This window comes from Hominimerdicola intestinalis, assembly GCF_054655215.1.
This window is the reverse complement of sequence record NZ_BAAHNZ010000002.1, coordinates 1-16862: the sequence shown is the minus strand read 5'-3', so window position 1 is coordinate 16862 and position 16862 is coordinate 1. Positions and strand designations below refer to the sequence as shown.

18 protein-coding genes and 1 CRISPR repeat array are annotated in these 16862 nt (G+C 43.1%); all 18 genes read left to right on the top strand.

Annotation, left to right across the window (positions count from 1 at the left end):
* The first annotated feature begins 99 nt into the window (after positions 1-99).
* The 18 genes from cas5c to ACYQ0H_RS02330 all read left to right on the top strand — a co-directional run bounded on the left by cas5c (position 100) and on the right by ACYQ0H_RS02330 (position 16781).
* On the top strand, positions 100-849 hold the full coding sequence (gene cas5c / locus ACYQ0H_RS02415; protein WP_459811250.1) for a type I-C CRISPR-associated protein Cas5c: 750 nt from the start codon (positions 100-102) through the stop codon (positions 847-849).
* Entirely contained in the window at positions 836-2674 is a 1839-nt protein-coding gene (gene cas8c / locus ACYQ0H_RS02410) for a type I-C CRISPR-associated protein Cas8c/Csd1 (protein ID WP_459811249.1), read from the top strand. The genes cas5c and cas8c overlap by 14 nt, the downstream gene beginning before the upstream one ends.
* Positions 2675-2677: 3 nt before the next feature.
* Positions 2678-3538 carry a type I-C CRISPR-associated protein Cas7/Csd2 gene (gene cas7c, locus ACYQ0H_RS02405; RefSeq protein WP_459811248.1) on the top strand — a complete coding sequence of 287 codons (861 nt, stop codon included), beginning with the start codon at positions 2678-2680 and terminating at the stop codon, positions 3536-3538.
* Positions 3535-4227: a CRISPR-associated protein Cas4 gene (cas4, locus tag ACYQ0H_RS02400; protein WP_459811247.1), complete on the top strand. Its 693-nt coding sequence runs from the start codon at positions 3535-3537 to the stop codon at positions 4225-4227. The genes cas7c and cas4 overlap by 4 nt, the downstream gene beginning before the upstream one ends.
* Positions 4211-5242, top strand: coding sequence for a type I-C CRISPR-associated endonuclease Cas1c (cas1c, locus tag ACYQ0H_RS02395; protein ID WP_459811246.1), 1032 nt, complete (start codon positions 4211-4213; stop codon positions 5240-5242). The genes cas4 and cas1c overlap by 17 nt, the downstream gene beginning before the upstream one ends.
* A gap of 5 nt (positions 5243-5247) precedes the next feature.
* On the top strand, positions 5248-5538 hold the full coding sequence (cas2, locus tag ACYQ0H_RS02390) for a CRISPR-associated endonuclease Cas2 (protein WP_459811245.1): 291 nt from the start codon (positions 5248-5250) through the stop codon (positions 5536-5538).
* Between the two features lie 160 nt (positions 5539-5698).
* A CRISPR array of direct repeats spans positions 5699-6804; the repeat unit is 33 nt; unit sequence GTCTCCCTCTGTATAGAGGGAGAGGATTGAAAT.
* Between the two features lie 403 nt (positions 6805-7207).
* Positions 7208-8227: a 3-deoxy-7-phosphoheptulonate synthase gene (gene aroF, locus ACYQ0H_RS02385; RefSeq protein WP_459811244.1), complete on the top strand. Its 1020-nt coding sequence runs from the start codon at positions 7208-7210 to the stop codon at positions 8225-8227.
* A 608-nt stretch (positions 8228-8835) separates the two neighbouring features.
* A complete protein-coding gene (locus ACYQ0H_RS02380; protein WP_459811243.1) occupies positions 8836-9303 on the top strand; it encodes an LURP-one-related/scramblase family protein in 468 nt (155 codons plus the stop codon).
* A 42-nt stretch (positions 9304-9345) separates the two neighbouring features.
* Positions 9346-10455, top strand: a complete 1110-nt coding sequence (gene aroB / locus ACYQ0H_RS02375) for a 3-dehydroquinate synthase (RefSeq protein WP_459811242.1) — start codon at positions 9346-9348, stop codon at positions 10453-10455.
* A gap of 24 nt (positions 10456-10479) precedes the next feature.
* On the top strand, positions 10480-11121 hold the full coding sequence (locus ACYQ0H_RS02370) for a CatA-like O-acetyltransferase (protein WP_459811241.1): 642 nt from the start codon (positions 10480-10482) through the stop codon (positions 11119-11121).
* Positions 11122-11136: 15 nt separating this feature from the next.
* On the top strand, positions 11137-11793 hold the full coding sequence (locus tag ACYQ0H_RS02365; protein ID WP_459811240.1) for a GNAT family N-acetyltransferase: 657 nt from the start codon (positions 11137-11139) through the stop codon (positions 11791-11793).
* 34 nt (positions 11794-11827) lie between these two features.
* A complete protein-coding gene (locus tag ACYQ0H_RS02360) occupies positions 11828-12412 on the top strand; it encodes a uracil-DNA glycosylase family protein (protein ID WP_459811239.1) in 585 nt (194 codons plus the stop codon).
* A 45-nt stretch (positions 12413-12457) separates the two neighbouring features.
* Positions 12458-13699 carry a 3-phosphoshikimate 1-carboxyvinyltransferase gene (aroA, locus tag ACYQ0H_RS02355; RefSeq protein WP_459811238.1) on the top strand — a complete coding sequence of 414 codons (1242 nt, stop codon included), beginning with the start codon at positions 12458-12460 and terminating at the stop codon, positions 13697-13699.
* Positions 13700-14158: a DUF7832 domain-containing protein gene (locus ACYQ0H_RS02350; protein ID WP_459811237.1), complete on the top strand. Its 459-nt coding sequence runs from the start codon at positions 13700-13702 to the stop codon at positions 14156-14158.
* 19 nt (positions 14159-14177) lie between these two features.
* Complete coding sequence (gene aroC / locus ACYQ0H_RS02345; RefSeq protein WP_459811236.1) at positions 14178-15269, top strand: chorismate synthase; 1092 nt, start codon at positions 14178-14180, stop codon at positions 15267-15269.
* Positions 15270-15351: 82 nt separating this feature from the next.
* Positions 15352-15951: a DUF4364 family protein gene (locus tag ACYQ0H_RS02340; protein ID WP_459811235.1), complete on the top strand. Its 600-nt coding sequence runs from the start codon at positions 15352-15354 to the stop codon at positions 15949-15951.
* Positions 15948-16475 (top strand): hypothetical protein, encoded by a 528-nt coding sequence (locus tag ACYQ0H_RS02335; protein ID WP_459811234.1) that lies wholly within the window; start codon positions 15948-15950, stop codon positions 16473-16475. The genes ACYQ0H_RS02340 and ACYQ0H_RS02335 overlap by 4 nt, the downstream gene beginning before the upstream one ends.
* 123 nt (positions 16476-16598) lie before the next feature.
* Positions 16599-16781, top strand: coding sequence for a hypothetical protein (locus ACYQ0H_RS02330; RefSeq protein ID WP_459811233.1), 183 nt, complete (start codon positions 16599-16601; stop codon positions 16779-16781).
* Positions 16782-16862 lie beyond the last annotated feature (81 nt).

Here is a 16862-nt window from a genome sequence, read left to right as displayed (position 1 = left end):
TCCGCGCCGAATTACAGCGATAATATAATAAATCATGGATTAATCAGTATATAATATTAAACTTATTATATAAACACGTCAGAAAAAAGGAGTGATACAATGAGCAAACCCAACTACCGCAATACGGTCGAGTTTTCCGTCAGCGGCGAGTATGCGTTGTTTTCGGACATTCTTACCCGACCGGGACTGGAGAAGTTCTCATATCCGGTGCCTACATATGAATCGCTGAAAGGTATACTTGCGTCGATCTACTGGAAGCCTACGTTCGTCTGGATAATTGATTCGGTAAGAGTAATGAAGCCTATCCTTACTATTCGTAAGGGAACCAGACCCATAAAATACGGCGGCGGCAACGATCTGGCTTACTGTACATATTTAAGAGATGTAAGCTATCAGGTCAGGGCGCATTTTGAATGGAACGAGAACCGTCCGGAGCTTGCCGAGGATCGGAACGAGAACAAGCACCATAATATTGCCAAAAGAATGATAGAAAGGGGAGGAAGAAGAGATTGTTATCTTGGGACTCGGGAATGTCAGGCATATGCTGAACCCTGCGTTTTCGGAGAAGGAAAAGGCGCGTATGATGAAGAGGACGAAATATTATACGGGATCATGCTCCATGGAATAACTTACTGTGACGAAGCAGTCTGCGATGAAGACAAGGGTAAGATGACTGTGCGTCTGTGGCAGCCTGTAATGAAAAACGGAGTAATTGATTTTATCCGTCCGGAGGAATGCACTATTAAACGTCATATCAAGGAAATGCCTATGAAGAAGTTCGGAAAAGAACTGAACAATTTCAGCGGACTTGACGAATTCAGCGGAGGTGACGGAAGTGAGCTGGACTAACGAGCTTTATAAGGTTTATGAGAGCAACTGTGGGAATACAGAATGTGATCCTCAGCTACTTCCTGTTTCTCATTCTACTGCAAATGCCCAGATAGAATTAACGCTGAGCGAAAGCGGTGAGTTTAAGTCTGCAAGGACAGTTGTGAAGTCTGACGCGGTAACTGTAATACCGGTTACGGAGGATTCAGCTGTCAGGTCTTCCAATATATGTCCCCACCCTTTTGCGGACAAGCTTGTTTATATTGCAGGCGATTACGGAGATTATGTTTCCGATAACAAAGACTGTTTTGAGGCGTATCTTGCTCAGCTGAAAGCATGGGAGCAGTCCGATTCGGGTCATGCCGCAGTTACGGCGGTTTACAGGTACCTTGAGAAGCGCTGCTTAATAAAAGATCTTATCGCTGCCGGCGTTCTTATACAGGATGATGAGAACGGAAGACTTAAGGACAAGGTCAGTATTGAGGGAATAAAACAGGAAGATGCGTTTGTAAGGTTCAGAATAGAGTATGCCGATATAATGCGGGAATCCCGTACATGGGAGGATAAAACGCTTTACGACTGTTTTATTAAGTATAATTCCGATAAGATCGGTAATGTTCAGCTTTGCTACGCTACCGGAAGGGAGCTGCCCTGTACATATAAGCATCCGTCAAAGATACGCAATTCCGGAGACAGGGGCAGGCTCATATCCTCAAACGACGAAAGCGGCTTTGCATATAGAGGAAGATTCGACAATAAGGAGCAGGCTCTTTCTGTAAGCTATGAATTCTCTCAGAAAATGCATAACGCATTGAAATGGCTCATAAGCAGGCAGGGCGTAAATATTGAAAATTCTCTTATGCTTGTAATATGGGAAAGCGCTCTGCGCAAACTTCCAGATCCTTCTGTAAGCTATGTCGGACTGCCTATCGGAGAAGAGGTCCAGTTTGCCGATACATATCCTGCGTACAGGCAGTTACTGTCGGGAACGATCTTCGGCTATAGATCACAGCTGAAGCATGATTCAAAAGCTATGGTAATGGGACTTGATTCGGCAACGACCGGACGTTTGTCAATAGTTTTGTATTCGGAGCTTTCGGGTTCGGATTTTCTCAAGAATGTAGAGAATTGGCATAGATGCTCTTCATGGTTAAGATTCAACGGAAAGCTTAAAGCGACAGTAATAAATTCGTTCAGCCTGAAAGATCTTATCGAATGTGCTTTCGGAACGGAGCAGGGAAGCTTCATTAAATGCAAGTCTAAAATTAAGACGGATTATATGTGCAGACTTATTCCGTGCGTTACCGAAAACAGAAATATTCCTAAGGAGCTGGTAACGGCTCTTGTAAACAAGGCTTCAAATCCGCTTGCTTACAGCGAGTATTATAATTGGCAGAAGGTTCTTGAGGCGGCTTGTGCAATGATAAGAAAAGCAAGGACAGAAAAAACTAAAAATGAGGAGGAAAAAATGATGGCATTGGATTTAGAGAATCGTGAAAGAAGCTATCTCTTCGGCAGACTTCTTGCCGTAGCAGATAAATTAGAGTCTGATTCTTATGACGAAACGGACAGAAACAAACGTATTACAAATGCCAGAAGATACTGGCAGAGGTTTTCAACCAGTCCTTATCAAACTTGGAAGGTTATTGAGGAGCGGTTAAGACCTTATATCGATAAGCTTGAAAAAGGCAAAGCTGTTTATTATCAGTCCTTGATGGACGAGATCTTGTCAAAATTCAGCTTTGAGGATTATACAAGCACCAAAAGACTTGAGCCGAGCTATCTGCTGGGTTATCATAATCAGTCAAAAGAATTCTATAAGTCTAAGAAAAACAAGGAGGAATAAACAATGAGTACACTTTCTACAAAAATTGATTTTGCGGTGGTATTTACCGCAGCAAACGCTAATCCGAACGGTGATCCGCTTAACGGAAACCGCCCAAGAGAGACTTTTGAGGGTTACGGAGAGATCTCTGACGTATGTATTAAGAGAAAAATACGCAACAGGCTTCAGGATATGGGCGAAAATATTTTTGTTAAGTCCGATGAACGCTGCGACGACGGTTTTGACAGCCTTCGCAGCCGTGCTGAAAACTGTGCGGCGCTGAGATCCATAACCAACGGAAAGAAAACCGACCGTGACGAGTATGCAAAAGCTGCCTGTGCAGAATGGATCGACGTAAGAAGTTTCGGACAGGTATTTGCTTTTAAAGGCAGCGATGTTTCGGTAGGAGTAAGAGGCCCTGTTTCGATCAATCAGGCTATAAGTGTTGCTCCGATCGATGTAGTAAGCTTGCAGATAACCAAAAGCGTCAACAGTGAAAGCGGAAAGCAGAGCAAAAGTTCCGATACAATGGGAATGAAGCATATGGTCGAATTCGGTATGTATATTGCAAAAGGATCAATAAATTGTCAGCTTGCGGAAAAAACAGGCTTTACCGACGAAGACGCAGAAAAGATAAAGCAGGCGCTTATTACACTTTTTGAAAACGACAGTTCTTCAGCAAGGCCGGACGGAAGCATGGAGGTTTGCAGAGTATACTGGTGGAAGCACGGCTGCAAGACTCCGAAGTATTCTTCTGCAAAGGTACACCGCAGCCTTCATGTTGAGCCTAAGGAAGGCGTAAGCAAGCCGCTGTCCGCTGACGATTATAATATTTATACCGATAAGCTGGAGGGATTGGAGCCTGAGGTTTACGATATGATATGACGGAATACAACGAGAACGAATATCTGCTTATTTCCGGAATACAGCATTTTGTTTTCTGCCGCAGACAATGGGCGCTAATATATATTGAACAGCAATGGGAAGAAAATTACCGTACTGTCGACGGAAGCATTATGCATAGGAACGCTCACGACAAAGAGTTTACCGAGAAACGCGGAAACAGAATAATTACCCGAGGCATGGCTGTTTCATCTTCAGAGCTGGGGATAAACGGCGAATGTGACGTAGTCGAATTTATATGTTCGGAAAACGGAACAGAGATTTTCGGCCATGAGGGTAAATATTCTGTAGTTCCCGTTGAATACAAACGGGGAGAGCCAAAGGAAAACGAAAGCGATATAATGCAGCTGTGCGCTCAGGCAATGTGCCTTGAAGAAATGCTGTGCTGCGAAATAAACGAAGGCTTTATGTTTTACGGCGAGAATAAGAGAAGGTATAAAGTTGTGTTTAGCAAGGAGCTTCGTGAGAGAACCAAAGCTGTTATTGCCGAGATGCGTATGCTGTATGCCAGAAAACATACTCCGAAGGTCAAAAGAAGCAAATCGTGCAACGCCTGTTCTCTGAAGGATTTGTGCCTGCCGGGTCTGATGAAGAATAAAAGCGCGAGGAAATATGTTACAGAGGCAATGAACGAAACGGAGGGCGGTATTTCAGATGAAGAAGCTACTTAACACGCTTTATGTTACAACTCCTGACAGATACCTTTCACTTGACGGTGAGAACGTGGTCATAAGCGCCGAGGGAGAATGTATCGGCAGAGTTCCGCTTCATAATCTTGATTCTATCGTTACTTTCGGGTATACAGGAGCGAGTCCTGCTCTTATGGGCAAGTGTGCGGAATACGGCATAGATATATGCTTCATGAGCGCAAACGGAAGATTCCTCTGCCGAACTCAGGGAGCGGTTAGCGGAAATGTATTTCTGAGAAGAGAACAGTACCGCATTGCAGAGGACAGCTCCGCTTCTCTGGAAATTGCCCGAAATATGATAGCAGGAAAAATATACAATAGCAGATGGGTGATCGAAAGAACGGTCAGGGATTATGCTTTGAGGATAGATACCGATAAGTTCAAAGCCAAATCACGTTTTCTTGCGCAGTCGTTCAAAAAGTGCTTTGAGGTAACATCTGCAGACGCTCTCCGAGGAATAGAGGGAGAGGCTGCGTCAGTATATTTTTCAGTATTTAACGATATGATACTTCAGCAGAAGGATGATTTTAGCTTTACATCAAGAAATAAGCGGCCTCCGACTGATAATGTAAACGCAATGCTGTCCTTTGCGTATTCTCTTGCAACAGGAATGTGCACCTCTGCTCTTGAAGCGGTTGGTCTTGATCCGTTTGTAGGATTTATGCATACTGACAGACCGGGAAGACGTTCGCTGGCTTTGGATCTTGTTGAAGAGTTCAGAGCTGTTATGTGCGATCGTTTCGTTTTAATGCTGATAAATAAAAAGATGGTATCAGGTAAGGATTTTGTCAAATGTGAAAACGGCGCAGTCATAATGTCTGATGATTCAAGAAGAATTTTTCTTGAGGCATGGCAGAACCGAAAGAGCCAGATAATTAAGCACCCGTTTCTTGAAGAAAAAGCAGAATGGGGAATGCTTCCGTATGTTCAGGCTCTTCTGCTTGCAAGATATATAAGAGGCGATCTGGACAGTTATCCAGTATTTATGTGGAAGTGATAAATATGCTTGTATTAATAACGTATGACGTAAATACGGAAACCAAAGCAGGAAAGACCAGACTAAGAAGGGTAGCAAAGCAATGTGTAAATTACGGGGTAAGGGTTCAGAATTCAGTGTTTGAATGTATTATGGACGCAGCTAAATGCAGGGAGGTAAAGCAAAAGCTTGAAAATATAATAGACAAGGAAAAGGATAGCCTGAGGTTTTATTATTTAGGTGATAATCACAAAACGAAAGTAGAACACATCGGAGCAAAGGATACAATAAATGTTGAGAAGCCGCTTATATTTTAGCGCGAATGATAAGCTTACATAGAATTCATGGATTATTCGCACTGGAATATTACTTATAAAAAATTGCAAATCTATTGAAAATAATTTGCGCAGATAAAATATTTAGCAGAGCTGCACATATATATGACAGCTTAAATGTAGTATATTGTGCAACTTTGCGGTCTCCCTCTGTATAGAGGGAGAGGATTGAAATCGGTTGATTGACAGACTGGAAGGGGAAATAGAAGTCTCCCTCTGTATAGAGGGAGAGGATTGAAATCTCAAAGTTCGGGAATAATCACAAAGGGCGTAGGTCTCCCTCTGTATAGAGGGAGAGGATTGAAATATCTAAATTCCTTTCCGGGCTTTTTGCCTTTGACGTCTCCCTCTGTATAGAGGGAGAGGATTGAAATGCATATAAGATACACGCAGGTAAGGCGCTTGTCCGTCTCCCTCTGTATAGAGGGAGAGGATTGAAATTGCTAGAGAATGTTGACCGCCTGCTCAAATCTCCGTCTCCCTCTGTATAGAGGGAGAGGATTGAAATTCGTTCATTACAACAGCCACCTCATCCCATGTAGGTCTCCCTCTGTATAGAGGGAGAGGATTGAAATTTAGTCCGTCTACTTGAGCAGTGATCTGATTAAGGTCTCCCTCTGTATAGAGGGAGAGGATTGAAATATTTGTGCAAAAACTCCCAGGATACCCATGCACGGTCTCCCTCTGTATAGAGGGAGAGGATTGAAATGTTTTACCCGGTTCCCACTGAGAAAACCACACAGGTCTCCCTCTGTATAGAGGGAGAGGATTGAAATGACTAGCTCGTTAACGAGATTGGCAATGCTGTTAGTCTCCCTCTGTATAGAGGGAGAGGATTGAAATATCCCAAGCGATAAGATGGAAAAGTGGTCATATCGTCTCCCTCTGTATAGAGGGAGAGGATTGAAATACTTTCATGAACAAGATTTTCAACACTGTCAGAAGTCTCCCTCTGTATAGAGGGAGAGGATTGAAATCCAGAAACAAAATGAACAGCAACAAAAAACAAAGCGTCTCCCTCTGTATAGAGGGAGAGGATTGAAATTAAAAGCAAGTGGATAAACTAGTCCTGAGGTGAAGTCTCCCTCTGTATAGAGGGAGAGGATTGAAATTCCCCGCAGGAAACAAAAGTCATAACAATTGCAAGTCTCCCTCTGCATAGAGGGAGAGGATTGAAATACAATCAAGGCGGTAATTAACGGCGAGGAATTTGGCGTCTCCCTCTGCATAGATGGAGAGGATTGAAATAATTGTTACAGTCTTGGGAATGTCCCCTTTATTTATTAGCCATATTGTCTTTTTGGAATGAATTGATTTTTATTGCGCAGGCAGCTCCCATATGAATAAAATGTAAAAAAATCATAGGATACTTGACAAGTATAAGTTCAGGGTTTATAATATCTGTGTTAATAAAATTATGAAAGGAAAAGTCTGGTTATGTACTCTGTAATTTCAAACGCAGTCTTTACATACTTCTTTTTTAGCTTGAGCTTCTTTTTTGGCTTCAGGTTTTTTTGGCGTGTGAAGAAAGCTGCATTGAGATTAGGCGAGTAGGTAATCAGATACTTTATACTTGTAATATTTCAGTCGTGGCTTGAGTTTTTCGGGCTGCGGCTTTTTTATTAATCAAATTATTTTTGGAGGAATTGAAATGGTAATCGTATTAAAAAATTCAGCTTCGGAAAAGCAGATCGACGAGCTGATGAACTGGCTTCAGAGCTTTGATGTAAAAACTAATCTTGTTCAGGGAGTTCATTCCAATATCATAGGGCTTATCGGTGATACTACCAGGATCGACATGGAATCGGTTCAGGCAAAGGAAATAGTTGAAGCTGTTAAGCGTGTTCAGGAGCCGTATAAAAATGCAAACCGCCGTTTTCACCCTGACGATACTGTTATCGAAGTGGCAGGAAGAAAAATCGGCGGCGGAACGCTGAATGTTATTGCAGGTCCCTGCTCGGTAGAGTGCGAGGAGCAGATAATAACTACTGCCATAGCAGTTAAGGAAGCCGGAGCTACAATGCTTAGAGGCGGCGCATTCAAGCCCAGGACTTCTCCGTATGCATTTCAGGGACTTGGCAAGGAGGGTATTGATCTTCTCGTTCAGGCAAGAAAGATAACGGGACTTCCGATAGTAACTGAGATTATGGATCTTTCCGACCTTGATCTGTTCGCAGATGTGGATGTCGTTCAGGTAGGTGCAAGAAATATGCAGAATTTTACTCTTCTGAAGGCTCTCGGCAGGTGCGACAAACCGGTACTTCTGAAAAGGGGACTTTCAAGCACCCTGCAGGAGCTGCTGATGTCAGCTGAGTACATTATGTCTGAGGGCAACACAAAGGTAATACTCTGCGAACGTGGAATCAGAACCTTTGAGCCGGCTACAAGAAATACTCTTGATATATCCGCTGTTCCTCTGCTAAAGCAAAAGACACATCTTCCTATAGTTATAGACCCAAGCCATGCAACGGGAATTGCTTCGCTGGTAGAGCCTATGTCGCTGTGCGCAGTTGCGGCAGGCTGTGACGCTCTCGAAATCGAGGTACACAATGATCCCAAGAATGCTTGGAGCGACGGCGCTCAGTCGCTTACTCCTGCACAGTTTGCCGAAACTATGAAAAAGATCAAAGCAATGGCGGAGTTCTGCGGCAAGCCTCTTGATATTAACTGATAAATCAACAGGGCGGAGCGATCTGCCCTGTTTTCTTACTATTGACGCTATGTCTCCCTCTGCATAGAGGGAGAGGATTGAAATCAGAAATCAGTACATGGAAAGAAATGTGCATACTAGCCTCCATCTGCATAGAGGGAGAGGATTGAAATACTGACCGCTCCGCTTTACGTCTGGTCCATAGTCTGTCTCCCTCTGCATAGAGGGAGCGGCTTAAACTTGATCCAATGTGCGCTTATTTATAATTGACAAATTTTATATATCGAGAATGTCTACAAAAGCTAATTTAACAAAAAGCCTTTAATGCATAGCTGCAAATTTGCGTGCAATTCTTCCCGTATTTGCTATTGTAAGTTAGGAGCTTGATTTGCAGCAGCCCTGAGCGTTGCCATGCTGTTTTGAAGCGCATATGATCCGGCGGCTATTTACTTTTGACGGACGTTATGGTATAATTGTTTCAGTTTAAAACGCTGCATTGGTATATTCCGAAGGGCTTTGTATGGAGGAAATTCCGAACTCAGGCAGAGTTTATAAATGAAGCTTCGGTTCTTTCGGAAAGAAAAAGCGCTGAAGTAAATATTAAGCGATATTTGGGGAGATGATTAGCAATGAAGCTTGTATTCAGGCAGAGAATATTTTCATGGTTTGACAGCTACGATATTTACGACGAGAGCGGGAACGCCGTATTTAATGTAAAAGGTCAGCTTGCGTGGGGTCACTGCTTCAGGATATATGACAGAACGGGAAACGAAGTCGGAATGCTGAAGGAAAAGGTTCTAAGCTTTCTTCCGGTATTTGAGATATATATAGGCGGAAGCTATGCCGGAAGAATAAAAAAGCAGTTCACCTTTTTTAAGCCGAGATTCGCCCTTGATTATAACGGCTGGACGGTAGACGGCAACTGGCTTGAATGGGACTATTCGGTGTACAGCGGAAAAGATAAGATAATGACGGTATCAAAAGAGATCATGCGTCTGACGGATACCTATATTCTGGACATTTATAATGATGAAAATGCGCTTTCGGGACTTATGATAGCGCTTGCGATCGACGCCGAAAAATGCTCTGACCGCTGAACTCTGCGGTTCTGCTGTGAACCTGATAATGGAGGTAATAAAATGAAATTTTACTGCGAGCTTAAAAAAGTCGTAGATGATTCTTATGATATTGAAATAGGTCATGCTTTACAGGATACATTGATAAATGATTTAAAAAACGGCCTTTTAGGAAATATAAAAAAGCTTGCCGTTGTGACCGATTCGGTTGTAGACGATCTGTATGCCAAGGAGATCCACGAAAAAATCCTTGAAGCAGGCTTTCAGTCGGATAAGATAATTATTCCTGAAGGTGAAAGATCCAAAACAAGAGCTATGAAAGAATTTGTTGAGGATACTATGCTTGAATGCGGTTATCGCAGGGACTGCGGAGTAATTTCCGTAGGCGGCGGTGTAGTTTCCGACCTTGCAGGCTTTGTGGCAGGCACATTCGGCAGGGGAGTTCCGTTTGTAAACTATGCTACAACTCTTTTATCCGCGGCAGACGCTTCCGTCGGCGGAAAAACTGCCGTAGATACGCCGCTTGCCACAAATCTTATAGGTATATTCAATCAGCCGAAAAAGGTCTATATTGATATAAGCGCATGGAAGACCCTGCCGCGCAGACAGCTTTCCAGCGGACTTGCCGAAACTATAAAGCACGGCTGTCTGGGTGATTCGGAGCTGTTTAAATATCTTGAAAAAAATATTGAAAAAGTATTTGAAAACGATAGGAATGTCTGCGGATATATTGCCGAAAAAAACTGCGCTCTAAAGTATAAAGTCGTAATGCAGGACGAGCGTGAAAGCGGACTTAGGGAAATACTGAATCTCGGTCATACTGTAGGCAGGGCGATCGAAACGGTATCCGATTATAAGCTTCTGCACGGAGAAGCGGTAGCTATCGGACTTTGCGCTCAGGCAAGACTGGGGCAAAAGCTGGGCTTTATTTCTGATGAAAACGTGCTCAGAGTTGAACAGCTCCTGCGGCGCGCCGGTCTGCCGACAACGATTCCGGAATATATAGACCGTAATGCGCTTGTAAAAAAGCTTTATACAGATAAAAAGGTTCGTAACGGGAAGCTTAGATTTGTATTTCAGCATGAGATAGGCGCAATGGAGAAGTTCGGAGAAAATAATTACGGCATGGAAATTTCAGAAAAGGAGATCGCTGAGGTCCTGGAAAAAATGTAATAAACAAAAACGGAGGACAGTCAAATGAACGGCAATTATAAAATAATTGATGAAAACAGCTGGGACAGAAAGCTTCACTGCCGTATTTTCAGAAATTCGGTACAGCCGAGCTACTGTGTAACTTCCGATATAGATGTGACTGAGCTTTACAGCTATGTAAAAGCTAAAGACTGTTCCTTTACGCTTGCTTTTATTTATGCGGTAACGAAGTGTGCCAATGAGCTTGAAAACTTCCGCTATCGTTTTCTGGACGGGAATATAGTGCTGTACGATAAGTGCGGTACAGAATTTACATACCTTAAAGACGGCGACGAGCTTTTCTATTACGTCTGTGCGCCATATGCCGAAAGTATGGAGGAATATATAAATAATGCGGAAAGGATCATCGCCGAACAGAAAACCTACTGCGATTCGCTTCCGGCGAACGACGCATTTCAGTTTTCGCCTATGCCGTGGTTTTCCTATACCTCGGTATCGCACACGTTTTCAGGAGATAATACTAAAGCAAATCCGATGTTTGACTGGGGAAGATTATATGAAAAAAACGGCAGAAAGCTTATGCCATTTTCGGTTCAGGTGCATCATTCCTTTGCAGACGGTATCCATGTGGCAAGGCTTTTTCAGAAATTGCAGGAGTATATGGATTCCTTGGAAAATAACGGCTGACGGAGTGAATTTATTATGAATTTTGATAATCATGACGAAAGAATAAAATATTATGAACTGCTGCTTTATAATGATACTGTTGATGAAATAAAGGAGTATCCTCTGCCCGAGGGTTACAGCTTTGTATATTATAACGACGGCGACAGGGACAGCTGGATAAGGATCGAGCGGTCGGCAAAGGAATTTGAAACCTGTCAGGACGGAATAAAGGCTTGGGAAAAGTATTACGGCGGACATGAAGCTGAGCTTTGCAGCCGTATGTTTTTTATAGAAACGGAAAGCGGTGAAAAGGTTGCGACGGCTACCGCCTATTACGAGCCGACAGATACCTCAGGAGCCGGTTGGCTTCATTGGGTAGCCGTTGCCCGTGATTTTCAGGGCAGGGGGCTTGCACGTCCGCTTATTTCTCATGCGCTTGCAAGGCTCAGAGAGCTTGGATACAAGACAATAAAGATACCGACCCAGACGACCTCATGGGTTGCTGCAAGACTGTATCTTGATTTCGGATTTAAGCCGATACCTGAAAACGCGGTAAATAGCTATGACGGCTGGCGTATACTCCGAACTCTTACGGAGCACTCCTCTCTTGCAGAATTTCCGCCCTGCTCCATTAAGGATATTCTGACGGAACAGGCATATAAAAAAGAAGTCTTATCTTCGGGCAGCGAATAAAATGTCCGGAATTTGCAAAGGATCGGTGCTGAAAATGGATTTTCAAGAACTGAAAAGCGGAATACTTTCCTGCCGCTTGTGCAGGGAACGCTTCGGCTTTGAGCCTCGTCCCGTTTTTTTCGGCAATGCCGACGCTTGTATCGTACAGATAAGTCAGGCGCCGTCCAAAAGCGTATCTGTGACGCTTAAACCGTTTGATGACGCAGGGGGAAGAAGGCTCAGGAGAGATTGGTATAAAATATCCGACGAGGATTTCTATGATCCCAAAAATTTCTATATGACCTGTGCCGGGCACTGTTATCCCGGAAAAGCTTCGGGCGGCGGAGATAAGCTTCCTCCTGCGGTGTGTGCGAAAAAATGGCTGTTCAATGAGATGGAAGCGGTGAACAATAAAATATATATAATAATCGGCAGAAAAGCTGCGGAGTTGTTTTTTAAGGGTGAGGACTTTACATCGCTTGTGTTTACGGATAAAACGATAAACGGCAGACCCGCATATATATTGCCTCATCCGTCGCCGCTTAATATAAAATGGTTTAAGGAAAATCCGGAATTTTTGTCCGAAAGGGTAAAGGATATTGAAAACGCAGTGCATGAAGCGTTGGGAATTAAGCGGTAAAACATATAAATCTGATCAGACTTACAAAGATTAAGGAGGAATAAAATGAATATAAAAATTACTCCGTCAAAGCTTTCGGGTACAGTAAATATCCCACCGTCAAAAAGCGCTGCTCACAGAATGATAATAGCGGCGGCTCTGGCAAAGGGTAGGTCGGAGATCTCAAATTTATATCCCTCAGAGGATATTCTCGCTACTATGGAATGTATGCGCAGACTTGGCGCAGCAATAGAATTTTCAGGAACTTCCGCAGTCATTACGGGAATTGAAAAGATCCCTGAAAAAGCGGTGCTTGACTGCGGTGAAAGCGGTTCAACGCTGAGGTTTTTAATTCCCGTTGCGGCTGCTCTCGGTGTTGAGTGTACCTTTATCGGCAGAGGAAAGCTGCCCGTACGTCCTATTGCTCCTTATATAGAGGAATTTCCCAAGCACGGCGTGACCCTTGATTTTTCCTCTGCAAAAGATGGCGGGTTCTTACCGCTGACAATTAAAGGCAAGCTGACGGCAGGCGATTTTACGCTTAGCGGAGATATATCCTCGCAGTTTATCACAGGTCTGCTTTTTGCGCTTCCTCTACTTGACGGGAAAAGCAGAATAGTCCTGACAACACGTCTAGAGTCAAAGCCTTATGTTGACATAACCTCAGGTACGCTTAAGGATTTCGGCTGTGACATCTCTGAAACCGCAAACGGATATTCCGTCATGGGAGGACAGGCTTTTGTGCCTTTTAATGGAGATGTTGAGGGAGATTATTCTCAGGCGGCATTTTTTGAGGCTGCAAACGCTTTAGGTTCGGATATTAAAATTGCAGGCTTAAACGAAAAATCTTATCAGGGCGACAAAAAAATTATTGAAATATGCAGAGAAATAGTGTATAATAATAGTACTGATCTAAAGCCTTTTCGGATAGACTGTTCTGATATTCCCGATCTTGTGCCGATATTAGCGGTACTGGGAACATTCTGCAAGGGCAGATCTTATATTACGAATGCAGCGCGTCTGAGGATAAAGGAATGCGACCGCCTTGCAGCTATGGCGTACAATCTCAATGAAATAGGAGGAAGGATCACTGAGCTTTCTGACGGACTTGTAATAGACGGTGTTGACTCTCTTGACGGCGGAACTATCGACGGCTTTAACGACCATAGAATCGCTATGGCGACGGCGATCGCTTCGACAAGATGCGCAAATCCTCTTATCATAACCGGAGCGGAATGCGTATCAAAGTCTTATCCTGACTTCTGGGAGGATTTCAGAGCGCTGGGCGGTATTTTTGAGGTGATTTAAATGAGTATCGACAGAGCTGACTGGCATTACGAAAGCGCAGAAAAAGAATATCGCAGCCGTATGAATTTAAGCGAAGATCTAGCACTCAGCAATGAACAGATTAATGAGATATGGCTTTGTGCCGCAAACCATATAGGCTTGTTTCTGCGCTGGATAATAGAAAACGGCTTTGAGGGAGAGAAAAGCGACTCCGAGGGCGCTGAGCTTGTTCGTAAAGGTAAAATTTCGGGTGCGGAATATCTTATGGAATACTGCGACGGGAAGTTCTTGGAATGTGATGTAAGAGAAGATGTGCTGCCTTTTGTCGGTCAGTATTACGGAGATGAATATTTAAGGGATTACGGAGATAAAGTTCTGGGCGAAAGCGGAGTTTATTGCGTAATGTCCGGAGATAATGAATATTTAAAAGCAAAAGAGCTAATAGATAAGGCTTATAATAAATACAAGTCCCAAAAATAGGATAGTTGGAGGAAAAATAATGTCGTCAACATGGAATAATAATATATCTTTTTCGGTTTTCGGAGAAAGCCATGGACCTGCGATCGGCGTTTGCATGGACAATGTTCCGCCGGGAGAGAGCATAGATATGGACAAGCTTATGCAGTTTATGTCAAGGCGTGCTCCCAAAAAGGATAAGACTTCGACACAGCGGCGCGAAAAGGATATGCCGCAGATAATGTCCGGCTTTTACAACGGAAAAACTACCGGAACTCCTCTCTGCGCCTTTATACAGAATACCGATCAGCACTCACAGGATTACGGCAGTCTTTCAAAGCTTGCCCGTCCGGGTCATGCCGATTATACCGGTGCGCTAAGATACAGGGGATTTAACGACCAGCGCGGAGGAGGACATTTTTCCGGCAGACTTACCGCTCCTCTCTGTTTTGCGGGGGCAGTTGCAGGTCAAATACTTGAAAAGCGCGGCATATATGTCGGAGCGCATATTTCTGAGATACACAAGATAAAGGACGACAGCTTCGATCATATAAGAACATCAAGAGACGATATTATCGCACTGCGTGAAAAGGAGTTTCCTGTTCTTTCCGAGCGCAAGGGAAAGCTTATGATAAAGGATATCGAAAAGGCGCGTGAATGTCAGGACAGCGTCGGCGGAGTTATCGAATGTATTGCAATAAACGTTCCTGCAGGAATAGGCTCTCCGATCTTTGACGGACTTGAAAATTCAATTGCTCAGCTTATTTTCGGAATCCCTGCGGTAAAGGGACTTGAGTTCGGAGCAGGCTTTAACGCCGCAAAAATGCTGGGTTCTGAAAACAACGACGAGTTTTATGTAAATGAGCAGGGTCACGTTGTAACCAGAACTAATTTCCACGGCGGAATTTTAGGCGGAATTTCTTCAGGTATGCCTATTACTTTAAAGGTAGCATTCAAACCTACGCCGTCAATTTCTCAGCCTCAGCAGACGGTCGATTATTCTGCAATGAAAAATGAAACTATAGCTATAAAGGGCAGGCACGATCCCTGTGTTGTTCCGAGAGCCGTGCCGTGCGTTGAAGCGGCGGTGAATATTGCGCTGCTCAACCATATGCTTGAATATCCAAATTTTTAATAGGTGACGCCGGGCAGGACAATGAAGATTAGTCGTTAAAGGCTCGGCGTCACCCGTGTAAACAACTGACAGGAGTGATATTTTGGAACAGGATTATTCCAGTTTAAATATAACGCCGGATATATTTAATCCTACCGACGTTTACGAGGTGAAAATTCTTCTGGCGTATTTTCTGTTTCAGATGGACAGACCTATTACGCCTAATCAGCTAACCGAGATAGCTACGGGTGACGGAATAGTAAATTATTTCCTTTATTCCGAGGCTGTAAGTGAAATGCTTAAAAATGAAACTATAAAGCTCGAGGAGCGGGAGGGTACAGTTTATTATTTTCTTACGCAGAAAGGCAAAGACGGCGCACAAAGCTTTAAAAAGCTAGTCAGTAAAAGCGTGAGGGACAGGATATACGCCGCCGGACTGAGATTTTTTGCAAAGCTTAAAGCGGAGCATGACGTGCGGTTTGAGATCTCTCCTGTAAAAAAAGGCTATTCGGTTCACTGCTCGTGTCAGGACAACGGACTTACGCTGATGGATCTTACGCTATTTGCACCTGATAAGGAGCAGGCGGAGTTTATAAAGTCTAAAATTCTTATGAATCCTACTGATTTTTACTGTCAGGTTATGGATTATGTCATAGAGAACCGCGAGTATATTCCAAGTATATCGGAGGATAACGTTATATGAATAATAGCATGAAAAAGCGGTTGGAGGAATATATAGGAGCTGAGACGGCGGTAAATATTTATACGGATCCTGAGGACTGTGATAGATTTACAATCGGATATATACTTGGAATTGACAATGATTTTATATTAATGAATGAAATTGATGCCGGCGGACTTAACGACGGATTTTCGCTGATTAGCCTTAATGATATATTTAGATTTGAAACAGATAAGCTTTATTATCAAAGACTTATGAAACTATACCATTATAAAGGGCAGAAAAAAAGTAAAATAGAAATTGCCGGGAGTATGTATGACACCATTATAAAGTACGCTGCTGAAAATCATAAATTAATAGAAATTAACCTTGACAGAAACTGCCGGGGATTTGTCGTAGAGTATAACTGCGAGCTGGTCGTGATTGATTTGATCGATTTTTGGGGAGATCATATCGGCAGAACAGCGGTAGATGCTGAAAATATAAGCATAATTATCTGCGATAACGACGCACTGAAGAATCAGGAAATTCTTTGCGGCAAATAAAAGATTATTTTGCCTTTAATGAATAATCAGGAATTTTTCTGACAACAATGTAGTTAAAGGTTATATAATTGCACAAATTTATTGATTTATTTTGTTTAATCTATCGAATCTGAGATTTTCCCCTTGACAAACGGGGAAAAAGGTGATAGAATAAACAAGCTGTCTGAAAGGGAAGCGAGCCACGCAGAAAGCGGTAAGAAAAAAACTTTGGGAAAAGTACTTGACAAACCGAAAGAAGTGTGGTATAATAAACAAGTTGCCCGAAAGGCAGATATCACAAAAGAGCGAGAGGTCAAAAACTTTTGAAAAAAAGGGGTTGACAAATAAGCGAGGATGTGATATAATAGACAGGCGCTCTTGAGAGTGAAGGAAAGAGAACTGAAGACG